This is a genomic window from Chitinophaga sp. H8, from assembly GCF_040567655.1.
In the GTDB taxonomy this organism is placed as follows: Bacteria; Bacteroidota; Bacteroidia; order Chitinophagales; family Chitinophagaceae; genus Chitinophaga; species Chitinophaga defluvii.
The window spans coordinates 20,758-34,903 of record NZ_JBEXAC010000003.1 but is presented as its reverse complement, the minus strand read 5'-3'; the positions used below and the strand labels follow the sequence as shown (position 1 = coordinate 34,903).

General features: G+C 39.9%; 13 protein-coding genes, 1 tRNA gene and 2 pseudogenes. 10 read left to right on the top strand and 6 right to left on the bottom strand.

Annotated features, from left to right (window positions below):
• The first annotated feature begins 74 nt into the window (after positions 1 to 74).
• The 7 genes and pseudogenes from ABR189_RS27055 to ABR189_RS27025 all read left to right on the top strand — a co-directional run bounded on the left by ABR189_RS27055 (position 75) and on the right by ABR189_RS27025 (position 5,661).
• The gene (locus tag ABR189_RS27055; protein ID WP_354663643.1) at positions 75 to 944 is read left to right on the top strand and encodes a hypothetical protein; all 870 of its coding nucleotides are present in this window, start codon (positions 75 to 77) and stop codon (positions 942 to 944) included.
• A 74-nt stretch (positions 945 to 1,018) separates the two neighbouring features.
• Positions 1,019 to 1,315, top strand: coding sequence for a helix-turn-helix domain-containing protein (locus ABR189_RS27050; RefSeq protein ID WP_354663642.1), 297 nt, complete (start codon positions 1,019 to 1,021; stop codon positions 1,313 to 1,315).
• A gap of 3 nt (positions 1,316 to 1,318) precedes the next feature.
• Positions 1,319 to 2,947, top strand: coding sequence for a DNA primase family protein (locus ABR189_RS27045; protein ID WP_354663641.1), 1,629 nt, complete (start codon positions 1,319 to 1,321; stop codon positions 2,945 to 2,947).
• 35 nt (positions 2,948 to 2,982) lie between these two features.
• A pseudogene (locus ABR189_RS27040) lies at positions 2,983 to 3,195 on the top strand (PG0870-related protein); the annotation flags it as partial.
• 75 nt (positions 3,196 to 3,270) lie between these two features.
• Complete coding sequence (locus ABR189_RS27035) at positions 3,271 to 4,362, top strand: DUF6371 domain-containing protein (protein WP_354664010.1); 1,092 nt, start codon at positions 3,271 to 3,273, stop codon at positions 4,360 to 4,362.
• A 123-nt stretch (positions 4,363 to 4,485) separates the two neighbouring features.
• On the top strand, positions 4,486 to 5,079 hold the full coding sequence (locus tag ABR189_RS27030) for a hypothetical protein (protein WP_354663640.1): 594 nt from the start codon (positions 4,486 to 4,488) through the stop codon (positions 5,077 to 5,079).
• A gap of 270 nt (positions 5,080 to 5,349) precedes the next feature.
• Positions 5,350 to 5,661, top strand: a complete 312-nt coding sequence (locus ABR189_RS27025; RefSeq protein ID WP_354663639.1) for a hypothetical protein — start codon at positions 5,350 to 5,352, stop codon at positions 5,659 to 5,661.
• A gap of 5 nt (positions 5,662 to 5,666) precedes the next feature.
• Here ABR189_RS27025 and ABR189_RS27020 read toward each other — a convergent pair whose 3' ends face one another.
• Complete coding sequence (locus ABR189_RS27020; protein ID WP_354663638.1) at positions 5,667 to 5,993, bottom strand: helix-turn-helix domain-containing protein; 327 nt, start codon at positions 5,991 to 5,993, stop codon at positions 5,667 to 5,669.
• 643 nt (positions 5,994 to 6,636) lie between these two features.
• On the opposite strand from ABR189_RS27020, the gene ABR189_RS27015 reads away from it, so the two are divergent.
• Together ABR189_RS27015 and ABR189_RS27010 are read left to right on the top strand one after the other, a co-directional pair.
• Positions 6,637 to 7,329, top strand: a complete 693-nt coding sequence (locus ABR189_RS27015; RefSeq protein WP_354663637.1) for a response regulator transcription factor — start codon at positions 6,637 to 6,639, stop codon at positions 7,327 to 7,329.
• Between the two features lie 283 nt (positions 7,330 to 7,612).
• Positions 7,613 to 7,688, top strand: a tRNA-Lys gene (locus tag ABR189_RS27010).
• Positions 7,689 to 8,268: 580 nt separating this feature from the next.
• Here the strand turns inward: ABR189_RS27010 and ABR189_RS27005 are convergent.
• Positions 8,269 to 9,198, bottom strand: a pseudogene (locus tag ABR189_RS27005) (recombinase family protein); the annotation flags it as partial.
• A gap of 169 nt (positions 9,199 to 9,367) precedes the next feature.
• Between ABR189_RS27005 and ABR189_RS27000 the strand changes: the two are divergent.
• A complete protein-coding gene (locus ABR189_RS27000; RefSeq protein ID WP_354663636.1) occupies positions 9,368 to 10,930 on the top strand; it encodes a Fic family protein in 1,563 nt (520 codons plus the stop codon).
• A gap of 5 nt (positions 10,931 to 10,935) precedes the next feature.
• On the opposite strand, the gene ABR189_RS26995 is transcribed toward ABR189_RS27000, so the two are convergent.
• The 4 genes from ABR189_RS26995 to ABR189_RS26980 form a co-directional block, all read right to left on the bottom strand.
• Positions 10,936 to 12,495, bottom strand: coding sequence for a recombinase family protein (locus ABR189_RS26995; protein WP_354663635.1), 1,560 nt, complete (start codon positions 12,493 to 12,495; stop codon positions 10,936 to 10,938).
• Between the two features lie 5 nt (positions 12,496 to 12,500).
• On the bottom strand, positions 12,501 to 12,695 hold the full coding sequence (locus ABR189_RS26990; protein WP_354663634.1) for a hypothetical protein: 195 nt from the start codon (positions 12,693 to 12,695) through the stop codon (positions 12,501 to 12,503).
• A 65-nt stretch (positions 12,696 to 12,760) separates the two neighbouring features.
• Positions 12,761 to 13,054 (bottom strand): hypothetical protein, encoded by a 294-nt coding sequence (locus tag ABR189_RS26985; protein ID WP_354663633.1) that lies wholly within the window; start codon positions 13,052 to 13,054, stop codon positions 12,761 to 12,763.
• A 13-nt stretch (positions 13,055 to 13,067) separates the two neighbouring features.
• Complete coding sequence (locus tag ABR189_RS26980) at positions 13,068 to 14,120, bottom strand: hypothetical protein (RefSeq protein ID WP_354663632.1); 1,053 nt, start codon at positions 14,118 to 14,120, stop codon at positions 13,068 to 13,070.
• Positions 14,121 to 14,146: the final 26 nt, after the last annotated feature.

The following is a 14,146-nucleotide window of genomic DNA, read 5'->3' as shown; positions in this document are numbered from 1 at the left end:
GGTTGCGTAGTAATTATTTAGGTTAGAGTTAACTATCACTGTTATATGACAATTACCTATTTAATCTACGCGAGATGGACAGTAAGACTATTAACCTTTTATTAAATGAAAAACAGCTAATAACAAAAGCTCAATTTGATAAATCACCATACATTCCCTTTAGTGATGAATTTTGCTACTATTTGAATATCCACAAAGGCAATAAAGTCTTTTACGCATCCAAGCCTTACTGTGATGAAATATGCAAGGCACTTGAATTTTATATCAAAAGTGCAATTGAAAGCTATAGGTATTCCCATGAGATAGAAATAGAGAACAAATTATTATTAGAACCTGCCATTTTAGATAGGCAGCTAAACCTATTATATGATGAATTAAATGACTTGAAAAGCAACCTTTTACAAAGGGAAGAATCAGGATACACACATAAGCTAAAATCACATTCAAGAGAGAATATGTTCTACTTTATAGTAAAACATTTTGAAAAATGGGCAACATATTGGATAAAATGCAAACATATTGATTTCGATGGTTTTGATTTAATAGATAGTAGTCATTTTCATGATGAACTAACTAACCTTGGTGTTATAGAGAAGATAAAAGTAGTTAATGAGAATATTGAGCGTTTAAGCAATTTAGAATTAGATAATAATAGGACGCATGAGGAAGATTCCCATTATACTTACAAACTAACCTGGTGCGGAACTCCGGCCCATCTTGCACTTGTAGTTGACCTATTGATAGAAAAAGGGTATTTACAGCAGCCCACACCATTTGGTGAACGCACGGCAGAACAATTATTAAACATGTTCAATTTTACAGGGCACAACCCAACCAAAGAAAGCCTGGGAAAGCTTTTGCACAAAGACCGTTTCCCAATCAGTGATCCCACCGTTATAGATCGTTTCCAAAGAATACCCCATAGAAGTGAGTTGAAAAGATAAAAACCGAGAGTAACCGAGAGTTCCCCGACAGTAAAAGGAATAAAGCAGAGGCAACTTTGTATCAAATCGATACAATGGAAAATTTAATTTTATCACCCATCCCGTTAGAGCAGTTAAAGGCAGTTATTTGTGATTCTGTAAGGATGGAACTATCTAAGAGATTAGATAGTATTACCCAACCCAATCTGACAGAATTAATAACCCGTAAGGAAGCAGCCGTTTTCCTCGGCATTTCACTTCCCACCCTTTCAGACTTTACCAAAACTGGTAAAATTGTCGGCTATCGTATTGGTACACGTGTACGATATAAACGCGCAGAACTTGAACAGGCATTAAATGAAATAAAGTCTATTAAGGCAAAAAGGGGATAAAGGATGAAAGAGCATAATATTACCCCCGATTTCACCGAACAAGACCAGTTTTTATTTGCTGAGATCGGCAATAATTCGGCAATAACACCCGCGTCCATCTTATCCCATGCATCTGAATTGTTAAAAACAGGGGCTCCGTTGCAACATAGTGAAGTATTAAGCGAACTACTGGAAAAGGTACAAAAGGTAGATTTTCAATTGCTGGCTTTTCCTGATATAGAACGTAAACGCGATGAACTGGAAAAGCTGGAAAAGCAATTAATTGGGCCTAATGGACAATTTAAAGATGATCCTGCAATAAGGGCACAAATCAAAGATGTACAAGCCCAGCTTGACAAACGTAAATTAAAGCATCCCCATTATTTAATTATCACCATTGAAGAAATATTAAGACTGGCAATTGACAATCGGTGGGGTATTTGCCGGAATCATGATTTTGTTTACCTGTATAATGGGGCTTACTGGTGTCTGCTTGATGTAGAGGAACTAAAAACCTTTTTAGGTATGGCCAGCGAAAAAATGGGCCTGGATAAATATAAAAGCCGGTTTTATCAGTTTAAGGATCATTTACATAAGCAGTTTTTGGCAGCCGCCAATCTGCCTACCCCGCACAGGCCCACCGATATGGTTTTAGTGAATCTGCAAAATGGCACCTTTGAAATCACACCCAAAGGAACCAAATTAAGGGGGTTTTCCAGAGAGGATTTTATTACCTACCAACTACCTTTTGAATATAATAGTAATGCCAGGGCTCCTTTGTTTGAAGCATATCTTAATAAGGTACTCCCCGACAAACAACGCCAGTATATACTAGCTGAATACCTGGGATATGTATTTATACCACATGGGGCTTTAAAGCTGGAAAAAACACTGCTACTATTTGGCAGTGGGGCCAATGGAAAATCAGTGTTTTTTGAAATTGTGAATGCACTATTAGGGAAAGAGAATGTTAGTAGTTATTCCTTACAGAGCCTTACCAATGAAACCGGCTATTTCCGGGCCAAACTGGCTAATATGCTGGTAAACTATGCCAGTGAAATAAACGGGCACCTGGAAGCCGCCATTTTCAAACAATTAGTATCAGGAGAACCAGTAGAGGCCCGGTTACCCTATGGTGAGCCTTTTACCCTTACTCATTATGCCAAGCTAATATTTAATTGTAACGAATTGCCCAGGGATGTAGAACAGTCAAACGCTTTCTTTCGGCGCTTTATGATTGTTCCCTTTGATATTACCATTCCGGAAGGAGAACAAGACAAAGAGCTATCAAAAAAGATCATTGCAACGGAGCTATCAGGGGTGTTTAATTGGGTATTGGAAGGACTACACCGACTATTAAAACAAAAGAAATTTTCTCCTTGCGAAGCAGCCAGGTTGCAGGTAGAACAGTATAAAAAGCAATCCGATAGCGTACAAATGTTCCTGGAAGATGAGGGCTATCAAAGTTCTTCTTATGAAAGCAGACCACTTAAAGACCTATTCAGCGAATACCGGATTTACTGCATTGATAGTGGTTACCGGGCCTGTTCTATAAAGACATTTAGTGAACGGCTACGCAATCACAATTTTGTGATAGAACGCAAAAACTACGGTATGGCTCTGTTTATTGAAAAAATAAAAGATGTTTTATAAGCTGCACTTGCTACACCTCCTACACCAATTAATAAATGACCTGGTGTAGGAGGTGTAGCAAATGTAGGCCCAAACAAAAAGTATTTTTTATGGTGGAGTATAGATATTCTTTGGAGGTAGGAAATAGAAAGCATCTTTGTCCCGGTTGTGGTAAGAAACGGTTTGTTAGGTTTGTTGACAATAAAACTAAACAGTACTTACCGGATCAGTTTGGACGCTGTGATAGGGAAGTAAACTGCGGGTACATCCTAAAGCCTGATGTTGGCACAATAGCACAGTTAAAGAACGTCCCAAAATGGATATTCCCTACTTATAATAATCGGTTGATAAAACCGAAGGTTAAAACATCCCCAACCTACATACCTTTTAACCTTTTAAGGCAAAGCAGGAAAGCATATGAGCAAAACAAATTTGTATTATATCTCCTCCGCTTATTTGGTACTGATAAAACAAAGGAATTGATTGCTACCTATCATTTAGGTACATCAAATAGCCGGTGGTATGGAGCTACCGTGTTTTGGTTTATTGATATTAATGGTAATATCCGGGCCGGTCAGGTAAAGCTATTTGATGACGTCGGGCATACTGCCAAACGTATTAATACCGATGGGGAACAGAAAAGCTGCACTTCGTGGGTACATACTATATTTAAGTGCAAACAGGAAAAGGAGAATCTGCCGGTACCAGGTTGGCTAATAGAATACCAGGAACAAGGTAATTATGTTAGCTGCCTATTTGGCGAACACCTTTTAAAAAGTAACCAGGCTAAACCGGTAGCCATTGTGGAAGCTCCGGCCACGGCTATAGTCGCCAGTGTATATTTGCCTGCTTTTACCTGGCTTGCCATAGGTAGTTTATCCTATTTAACGGCGGAAAGATGCCAGGCTCTAAAGGGCAGACAGGTTTATCTATTCCCTGACATATCAAAAGATGGTAAAGCGTATGACTTATGGAACAAGAAAGTAAAAGAGCTTACACACATAACTACATTTACAGTATCGGACTTATTGGAAAGAGCTGCTAACAATGAAGAAAGACTAAAAGGGCTTGACCTCCGGGATTATTTAACCCGTTTTGATTTCAGGTTATTTCAGGATACTACAAAGAGCAGCAATGTAGAGCCTGAACCTGATTACTTATTATACCTGAATGACCAAGTATATACCGTTACCAACCTAGTTTGTATTACACACCTGGGAGCACGTTTTGAAAACTGTATAATAACCTCTTTTTCCCTTAAAATAGGGCAAAATAAGGGCAATGGTGATATATTATTTAATGCTGCGGGTCATCTATTGACCATAAACAACGGTCTTTTAAGGATGATTGAGCACACTTTTAATAAATTGTTCCGAAAGGGGCAAATAAACGGTAGCGATTGCCTGGTGTATATGGCGGATACCAAAATTCCTTAGCAATTATGTGTCATAATGTGACACCTTTTAGGGGGCTATTACTACCCACACCTTAACAAATACTAACATTGAAGTGAAGATAAAAGGAACATTCCCTAATAATTTCGGTTTGAAAATAATAACATGGCACGAATAGGTAAATATCCAACGACATTTGAAGAAAGAAAGAGTATTTCTATTACTGATCTTCGTAAATGGAAGTACCTGGAGCCTAACACCTGGAAAACTGGCACTTTAACTTGGAGCCGTAATGGTAACCCCAATGGCTGTATAGGTTTAATTGTAGTGATTAATGATAACGAAGCCTATTTGACCCTATCGTACACTGTTAACAAGGAAAAGGCTATTAAGTACAATGTTCTCCTTATAAAGGCTGCCAGCAATTTAGGTAAGGGTTATGTTTGGTATTTCCTTTGCCCATTTACAAATAAACTTTGTCGGAAGCTGTACCAATATGATGATTACTTTCTCCACCGATCAGCTATAAATGGTTACTACGAAAAACAAATACAGTCTAAAAAGTACCGGGATTTAGAAAAGGTATACGGCCCAGCTTTCCGCGTTGATAAATTATATGAGGAATTGTACAGCAGGCACTTTAGGATGTTTTATAAAGGTAAACCAACAAAGCGATATCTAAAGATTATGGTACAGTTAAAAGCAGCGGAGGGAGTGAGCGAAAAGGATTTTATTAATGCAATGTGCAAAAGGAAATAGAATAGTACTTTTGCTTACTTTAATTAAGCCCTGAAGGAATAGAAACTAGCGAGAGTCGAGCGGGCAGGTGGATGCTTCACGTTTTTATTGTACAGTAAAGGAATAGAAAGAAAATGCTTCGTAGGAAAGCGATATTAAACTCACCGCGAGTTTTAATTGTACCGTAAAGGAATCTACACCGCCAATTTATTAGTGATCCAAAGGGATGCTTTTTTCATTGGTTAACTGGTAATTAACAATCAAGTTTTGAATTAAGTATAATATGCAATCATGGCAATTTATAATGAAGGGGAGATAGTTTGCATCTTATTTTTAGGCCAGCCACATTTAGCGGGCGAGCTATTTCTACAAATAATTAATGTAAATGGAGAGTTATGCTTTATACCATTTTTCATCAAAGCTGATCCTGTACCTGTTGTCTTATTAGATTATTTTTGGACGATTTCTGAGGATATTGGAACTAATATAGACCACGAATTTTTAACAGAAAAAGTTAAAACTTATGTTGATCAATATACCAGGCTCTGGGTTGAAGTTGCTAATTATTGGGCATCCACGAAGAAGTTACTTTCATTAATATGAAAAAGTTAATTACCCTTTTGGGCATTAGACTCATCAACAGTAAGAGCTTCAAACCCTTTCTTAAAAAAATCTGATAATGGAAGCCCCATTCCTAAGATGATTTTTACCAAGGACAAAAAACGTATGTCCGTGTCTCCAGCTTCATACTTCCCATATTGTGACCGAGAAATTTCTAGATCATTGGCAAAATGCTCATAGGACGTGAAGCCTTGCGCATCCCGTACTGATTTCAATCTTTCAGCAAGAAGCCCCAGGGCCAGATTTAATTTTTCCTCCGTTACTGGATATGGTTTTTTCCGTTCTGCTTTTTTCTTTAATATCCGCCGTGCCATTCTTAAAATTACCCCTCGCCGTACTTCTATGTTACCTGTTATTAATATCCATGCATTAAATACCCATGTTATAGCATGGGTATTTAATATTTTTTCTTATCTTAGTAAAAAATATTCAACAAGGTAGTATAGCTATAACTGAATAGCTATTAATGCTTTGTTAATTATAATTATATATTTGCACTTCTGACAATATTTAGAAGCTGCTTCTTTTGAATCTAGCCAGGAAAAGTAGGAAATTTCCAATGCGCTTAGACAAAAAGGAAGGGGCTCACGTTTTGGCGTGGGCTCTTCTTGTCTGCGCATAGCCTTCCTACTGGCTCCTGGCGGCAAGTTGAGTACCGCGCCTTTTTTATGTCTATCCTAAAGCCCCGGTTTACTCTCCTTATATTTCTTTTTAACAAGCGTAATAGGCGCATCATCTTTTATTACTAAAGCCTTGCAACAATGGATGAGGGAAAAAAGCATGACTGGTATTTGCTTATTATCTTCTGTATCATCGTTTTTGTTACCGGCTTTTCCTGTGGCCTATTGATTAGCTCCTCTATTCATCATAATGAGGTTGTTAAGCTCCTAGAGATAATCAGTAGAATACAGAATTAACACAATAAGCCCTCCATGAAGGAACCAACCACCCCTAAATATGAAAGCAGCTATCCTATTAGTAGAGGATGATGAGTTTTTCGCTAGAGTAGTAAAACGACATTTGGAAAGGGCAGACCATGAGGTAATACATTGCCTGAATGGGCAAGAAGGATGGGAAACGTATCAAGATCACACTTTTGACCTTTGCATTTTAGATATTGTAATGCCTAAAATGGATGGATTCCAGCTAACACAGAAGATACGTAGCCACAATGAAAACATACCTATTATTTTCTCATCCGCCCGTTACCAGGAACAAGACAGAATTTACGGGTTTGAAATTGGCGGCGATGATTACATGATTAAGCCCTTTAACCTGGTAGAATTATTGATGAGGATAGAAGTATTCTTAAAAAGAAGCAGACTGCTGCAAAGTGACAGGAAATTAACTTATAATATGGGGGAGCTTACTTTTGACTACAGTGAGTTACGAATATTTCATACGGCCTCTTCTCTTAGTATCCAACTTCCCCCCAAGGAAGCAGACTTATTACGTTTTCTTTGCGAACATGCTAACAAAAAGCTAACAAGGGAGTTTGTATTAACGCATGTGTGGGGGATCAATGATTTTTTTGCTGGACGCAGCATGGACGTTTATTTAACCCGGTTACGCAAACACTTTTCGCTTGACCCTATCATAAGGCTAGAATCTTTCCACAGTAAAGGGCTAATGTTAGTACTTAATACTTAATGATGACCCAGGTACAAACTTCGTTAGTGCTTAGTATAAATTGTAGCAATTTGGAAAATAACAAAAAGGCTATTACTTTTGCCTCCGCTTTGGCTGTACCCCTATATGTACCCCAAAGTTTTAAAAAAATTCTTAATAAATTGATTATAAATAACTTACATACACATTACGTAGCCCCAGGGGGGTCACAAAAGGAAATAAAAACCTGCGCATGCCGCAGGTTTTTATTTCACTTCCAACTTGCCAACCTGTAGCAAACTGGAAGTTGTATTATAGCAGGAAAGATTCCGTAGCTCAGTTGGTAGAGCAATACACTTTTAATGTATGGGTCTTGGGTTCGAGTCCCAACGGGATCACCATATGGGACAAGTCAAAATTCAAACGACTTGTCCCATTTTTTTTGGGCTTTAATTCCCTATCTATCAAGGATATAATGTTGATGATTTCGTTCAATCTTTTGGTTCGATGTTGGCAACCGTCGAATACGATATTTTCAGGGAATATCGAACCAACAACCTTTCTTTTAAGTTCTACTGAGCCTTCTTTGTACAAAGTATAAAGCTGAGCGATATTGTTAAATGCCTTATCCCACAGAGGTTGTACCGTAGTTTGAAAACTCACAGCAGCTTTCAATTTTGCTTCCAGACGATTGATCTTCTCCTCACATTCAGATTTGATTGTACGATAATCATCGCCTTCTATATCGCCACACAAAAGCAATTCTCTTGCTTTTACAATCCGGCTATTTACTTCCTGCAATTGCAGCTTTAAATCTTTCTGTTCATCTCTTTCACCACGCTCTTTTGATTTGTACGTAGATGTGATTACGTCTTTGCATGTTTCAAGTCTTGAAAGAGGCAATACATATTTCCTGATTTCCTCAACCATTTTGTCATTTGCCTCTTTTGCCTTGTAACGAACTCCGCAAGCTGAACTGCAATGATAATAGTGGTAGTATTGCGTTCTTCCCTTTGATGCGCTGCCGGTAAGCATCCTTCCGCATTTTGGACAGATTAAGAAGCCTCTCAATGGAATATTATCGTCTGCCGTAACCTTAGTTCCTAAAATCCGCTTGCGTCCATCCAATACATCCTGAACGTCATAATATAGAGTTTCAGAAATTAACGGTTCATGCTGTCCTTTTACCAACATGCTTTCTTCTTCCTTGTACTTTGGTATAAAAATTAATCCGCAGTAGATCGGATTTCTTATGGCAACCCAAAAGTTATTCTTACTGCATTTCAAGCCTTTTTCTTTCGCTTTTTTCCATACCTGTTCCGTGTTAAGCTGACTATGGGAAAGTTCCTCAAACGCCCATTTCATTATGTCTCCCTGAATATCCTTCGGAGCAATATATTTCTTGCCATTCTCAGTAACCTTATTCGCATATCCAATAGGTGCGGTTCCCATCCAGCGCCCTTCTTTTTTAGCACGGCGCATACCATGAAACACATTTAATGCCCTACGGTCATTCTCTACTTCAGGTGCTGCGAGGTAGAACGCCAGCATCATTTTATTTTCTGGAATAGATAGGTCAAGCGGTTGTTCAACTGCCTGCGGCTCGACACCCAAACGCCGAAGGGTGCTGATCATCTGGTAAGCATCCCCTGCATTACGGCTGAACCTATCCCATTTTGTAAACAGAATAAGGTCAGTATGTCCTTTGTGCTTACGCAGGTCGCCTAATAATCCAGTCCAAGCTGGTCGTTTGAACGTCTTTGCAGAGTGGTCTTCCAGTATCACTTTCCTGACCCGGATATTGTTTATTTCGCAGTATTTCCGCAAACGTTCCTCCTGGTCACGTTGCGAATAGCCCTTATCGGCCTGTTCGTCCGTACTTACCCGTACATAAAGGTCTGCTATTTTCATACTATAAAAATTAAGTGTGGTACAATGTAAAGATACAAAGAAAAATCATATTGAACAACATTTAATAGAATTATCACTGCAAAATTTACTAAATTTGTCACATCTTTGTTTAATAGACAGAAAGCGACACGGTTTAATAGGAGGCACATCCTTTCAATAAAAATAAGATATGGCAACACCACGCGAACGGTTAGTAGAATCCCTGAAGTTTCTGAAAGAATTGCAGGATAATGGGGTTGTTGGTATTCATACCGATGAAATACCCAATCGGAAATACAGAGAGATACTACTTAAAAACGGCTTTATCAGGGAAGTTACTAAGGGATGGTATATACCTACTGACCCTGCGGAAAAAGCAGGAGAAACAACTTCCTGGTACAGCTCTTATTGGGAATTTGTTGCCAAATTCCTGAACTACAAATTTGGAGAAGAATGGTGCTTATCACCAGACCAATCCCTTCTTATCCATGCAGGAAACAGTGCCGTACCGCAACAGCTAATGTTACGGTCGCCACAGGGCAATAATAATCCTACACCCTTGCCGCATAATACTTCTTTGTTCAATTTAAAGGCAAATGTCCCGCCTGCGGATCAAACCATCATAGCAAATGGGATTAGAATGTATAATCTGCCGGCTGCATTGGTTTATAGCTCTCCAAGTATTTATACAAGAAATGCCATTGATGCCCGTACAGCCCTTGCATTGATAAGAGATGCTTCGGAAGTATTGCCTATTCTACTGGAGAATGGGCATACAACCTTTGCAGGTAGGTTAGCAGGTGCTTTCAGAAATATAAACAGAGACAAGATAGCTGATCAAATTGTTGACACCCTTAAACAAGCTGATTATGATATACGGGAAGAAGATCCTTTTGAAACCAAACTAACCCTTAGTCTGTCCTCCCGTGAACGTTCTCCCTACGCCAACCGTATCAGGCTCATGTGGGAGCAGATGCGTGAGATTGTTATTGCCAGCTTTCCAAAAGCACCCGGCTTACCGGATGATCCGCAAGCCTACTTAAAGGATGTTGACGACATTTACGTTACGGACGCATACCATTCGCTTTCAATCGAGCGGTATCGTGTAACCCCGGAACTGATCGAAAGAGTAAGCAGCGGCGAGTGGAACAGCAAGGAGAACGAAGAAGATCGGAAACAAAGGGATGCAATGGCAGCCAGAGGTTACTACCAAGCCTTCCTGCAGGTGAAGGACACCATCACAGCTATATTGAAAGGCGCAAATGCAGGAAAGCAGGTTGACAAGGATCATTCAAAATGGTACAGGCAACTGTTTGACCCAAGTATAGCCGCAGGACTTTTAAAAGCCGCAGACCTTGCAGGGTATCGAAACCACCAAGTGTACATTGGCAATTCCAAGCATGTTCCTTTGAATGTAGATGCAATGAGAGATGCTATGCCTGTACTTTTTGAGTTACTGGAGGAAGAAACGGAACCATCGGTGAGAGCAGTGTTAGGACACTTTATCTTCGTTTTTATCCATCCATATATGGACGGTAATGGACGGATCGGGCGTTTTATGATGAATGCTATGCTGGCTTCGGGAGGTTACCCGTGGACAATAATACCAGTTGAAAGAAGGGATGAATATATGCAGGCATTGGAGCAGGCAAGTGTAGGACAAGACATTACTTCGTTTGCTTCTTTTCTCGGTTATTTGGTCAACGAGCGGTTACATGGGAAGATTGTAGCAAAGTTGCCTGACGCTAAATAGGAAAACTACATTCTGTTTCGCAATGCAGTTACGGCATGTTTGCGGTTAAGATGAACACTTTCAGCCCGATAAGTTTGGTTGCTATTTGCAACAGCTTCCTGTGGACATTTTCTGCGGGTGGTCAAGAAGCTGATTGCTGCGCTAACCCTGGTGCGATGGAGCTTTACACCATCGTATATCAGGTTATCAGGGAACATTGTACTTACAATTTTCCTTTTCTGTATGACAGTTCCATTTTGAAATAAAATACCTAAATGAGAGACTTTGGAAATCGGAAGATCCCAAAGCAGTTCCATACTGTCTGAAAAAGAATTAGAGGCTTTCAGCTTTGCTTCAATATCAGCCATTCTTTCGCTGGCCTCTGTCTTAATGGTACGATAGTCTTCCCCCTCAATTTCTTCACGTAGTAAAAGCTCACGAGCTTTTGAGAGGCGATGCTTTATCTGATCGAGTTGTGACATCATGCGCTTCTGATCCGTTTTTTCAACCCGATTTACGTCCATATAAGTGGCTGTGATAATCTCCCTGAACAGTTTAAGTTGCGGAACATTGCGCACTTCATCTCCGATTGCGTCTATCATCAAATTGTTTGCGTCATCTGCTTTGTAACGTACACCACATTCAGAACTGCAATGGTAGTAATGATAATATTTCTTCCTGCCTTTTGAACCGCTGCCTGTTAGAAACCTGCCGCAGTTTGGACAAATGAGATAACCCCGTAAAGGAATATCATCCTGTGACACTACTTTTTTACTCACCGCCTTTCTCTTTCTGCCATCCAACACATCCTGCACATCAAAAAATAATGTAGTGGTTATGATCGGCTCGTGTTGTCCCGGCACAAGCTGGCTTTGCTCATCCTTATGTTGCGGAACGAAAATCAATCCACAATAAATAGGATTTCTTATTGCTACCCAAAAGTTATTCTTGCTACATTTCAAACCTCTTTCCCGTGCTTGTTTCCAGACTTGTTCAGTATTCAGCTTATTGCGAAAGATTTCCTCAAAAGCCCATTTCATTATTTTAGCATCCTGATCTTTCGGCGCAATGTATTTCTTGCCATCTTCTGTAATTCTGTTCAGATAGCCAATCGGAGCTGTGCCCATCCAGCGGCCTTCCTTCTTAGCACGTCGCATCCCATTGAATACATTTAACGCCCTGCGGTCATTCTCTACTTCCGGTGCTGCGAGGTAAAACGCCAGCATCATTTTGTTTTCAGGAATGGACAAATCCAATGGTTGCTCCACTGCCTGCGGCTCTACTCCAAGATGGCGTAACAGGCTTATCATTTGGTAGGCATCCCCGGCATTACGGCTAAACCTATCCCATTTTGTAAAAAGAATAAGGTCAGAATGACCTCTTTGCTTCCGTAAATCAACCAACAGGTTTTGCCATGCTGGCCGCTTGAAAGTCTTTGCCGAATGATCTTCAAAAATAACCTTTCGTATTTGAATATTATTGATGTTGCAATACCTGCGCAGCCTTTCTTCCTGGTCACGTTGAGAATAACCTTTGTCTGCCTGTTCATCTGTACTCACCCTGATATAAAGGTCTGCAATTTTCATAGCTGCTATTTATTGTCATTTGTTGCGGTTATGGCATCAGATTGCCTACTGCTGACATACTGCTCCACGACGATATTTGCCATGCTGTACAAGAAGTCAAGTATAATCTGAGCTTCTTCCATATTGACGTAAATGCCATCTTTCTGTAATAGTTCTATCGCCTTGTCAGGAGTTATTCTTATCAACACTTCATCTTCCATCTCACACCTCCCTTTTAGATAACGAAAGCCCATCACGGGCTTAGATTATTATTAAACGCTAAGTTTCAATCGCTTCTTTCGGCAAAGTAAATCTTGCTGCCTTTTGTACGATTAAATGAAGGTTCATACCTGATGTATCCATAACTGCTTAATTCTTTCACGCATTTATGGTAGGTTATAGCCGATGATAATTTCGCAATGTTCATAATCTCATGGCTAAATACCTGTATCGGATTAGTGAAACCTTTTTGCATCCGGTATTGTAACAGGGCTGCATATACTCCAATATGGGTAATGCTGATGCGTGGATCAGTTCCTATGGCTTCAAAAAAATCCGATAAGTAACTTAACCTGTCCATTGCCCATATCTTTTTAACCTACTTTGAGACCGTTCTTTTTAGAATGTTGCTGCTGTTGCTGTTCATTCACCTTGTGGGTTACCTTCATGGCATCCATTGTCTTATTACCTAATGCCGTGTGTAGGGTTATCTTTCTGGAATGCTCGTCATAAATATTGACTGATTTAAACTGTGGATTTGCTTCAATGTAAAAGCGTTGTTCATTGCCATCCTTTATAAAACTCACAGAAATCTTTTCGCCATTCTTTAAAGCCTCTTTCAGTTTTTCCGTTTCGGCTGTATTCGTTAGCTCCCTCAAAGGAAGCTGTTGTAGTACCTTATCAAGATCATATCCGTAATCGGAATGAAATTGCTTGATACGAAAGTTGCCATGCTGGTCCTTATCGTTAAGGTCGAGCTGTAACCAGGTTCCGCCGTTCTGAATACACCGGCCAGACATTAGGTTATAGGCTTCCGAAGTATTGAGATTATGCTCGTGACGCATACTAAAGTATTGCTGGCGTTTTTCATCCGGTTTTGCTTCATTATACAAGGCCGTTTTATACCCTTCAAAATGGTATTGCCCGGATTGGTCTTTTACAAATGATAGCTGGTGATCTACTCTTTCCTTATCGTTGAGGTAATAGGAAACCGGAATGGAAAACTGTTGCTGTCCCTGCCTTATCTGTTCATTAATTTTTGCCGAAAGGTCAGGAAAGCCAGTGCGCTGCACCTGTTGGTGCAGTGCCTGGCTGTTTTGTTCTGTCTTCCTGTTATCCTGCCTAATCACAATTTGTTCCTTTACGGGTGTTATCAATAACCGTCGCAACAGCCTTATTAGCAGGTTAGGGTAAAGCTGCTTCTCCATGCGGCTGCGTTCCTGCCGCAACATCCTAAGCGCAAACCGTTCGTCCAGATCCTGCGTGCCTTTGTACTTTGCCGCTATACGTTCATAGTAATCCAGCTTTTCTTTTAGCAATGCTCTGTTCGATGACAGGTTAAAGGAGAATAGTTTGCTAAACCGTTCTTCCCTTGACCGCCATTGATTCAATTCCGCTTCCACTCTGTTCACAAGGCTGTTATTCATAACCTGACTTTTTAAAGGGTACACAA

Coding starts and splice junctions, on each gene's coding strand:
- ABR189_RS27020 (WP_354663638.1), bottom strand. CDS start 5,993: ATGGCACGGCGGATATTAAAGAAAAAAGCAGAACGGAAAAAACCATAT.
- ABR189_RS27030 (WP_354663640.1), top strand. CDS start 4,486: ATGGCACGAATAGGTAAATATCCAACGACATTTGAAGAAAGAAAGAGT.
- ABR189_RS27015 (WP_354663637.1), top strand. CDS start 6,637: ATGAAAGCAGCTATCCTATTAGTAGAGGATGATGAGTTTTTCGCTAGA.
- ABR189_RS26990 (WP_354663634.1), bottom strand. CDS start 12,695: ATGGAAGATGAAGTGTTGATAAGAATAACTCCTGACAAGGCGATAGAA.
- ABR189_RS27025 (WP_354663639.1), top strand. CDS start 5,350: ATGGCAATTTATAATGAAGGGGAGATAGTTTGCATCTTATTTTTAGGC.
- ABR189_RS27045 (WP_354663641.1), top strand. CDS start 1,319: ATGAAAGAGCATAATATTACCCCCGATTTCACCGAACAAGACCAGTTT.
- ABR189_RS26985 (WP_354663633.1), bottom strand. CDS start 13,054: ATGGACAGGTTAAGTTACTTATCGGATTTTTTTGAAGCCATAGGAACT.
- ABR189_RS27055 (WP_354663643.1), top strand. CDS start 75: ATGGACAGTAAGACTATTAACCTTTTATTAAATGAAAAACAGCTAATA.
- ABR189_RS27000 (WP_354663636.1), top strand. CDS start 9,368: ATGGCAACACCACGCGAACGGTTAGTAGAATCCCTGAAGTTTCTGAAA.
- ABR189_RS26980 (WP_354663632.1), bottom strand. CDS start 14,120: ATGAATAACAGCCTTGTGAACAGAGTGGAAGCGGAATTGAATCAATGG.
- ABR189_RS26995 (WP_354663635.1), bottom strand. CDS start 12,495: ATGAAAATTGCAGACCTTTATATCAGGGTGAGTACAGATGAACAGGCA.
- ABR189_RS27050 (WP_354663642.1), top strand. CDS start 1,019: ATGGAAAATTTAATTTTATCACCCATCCCGTTAGAGCAGTTAAAGGCA.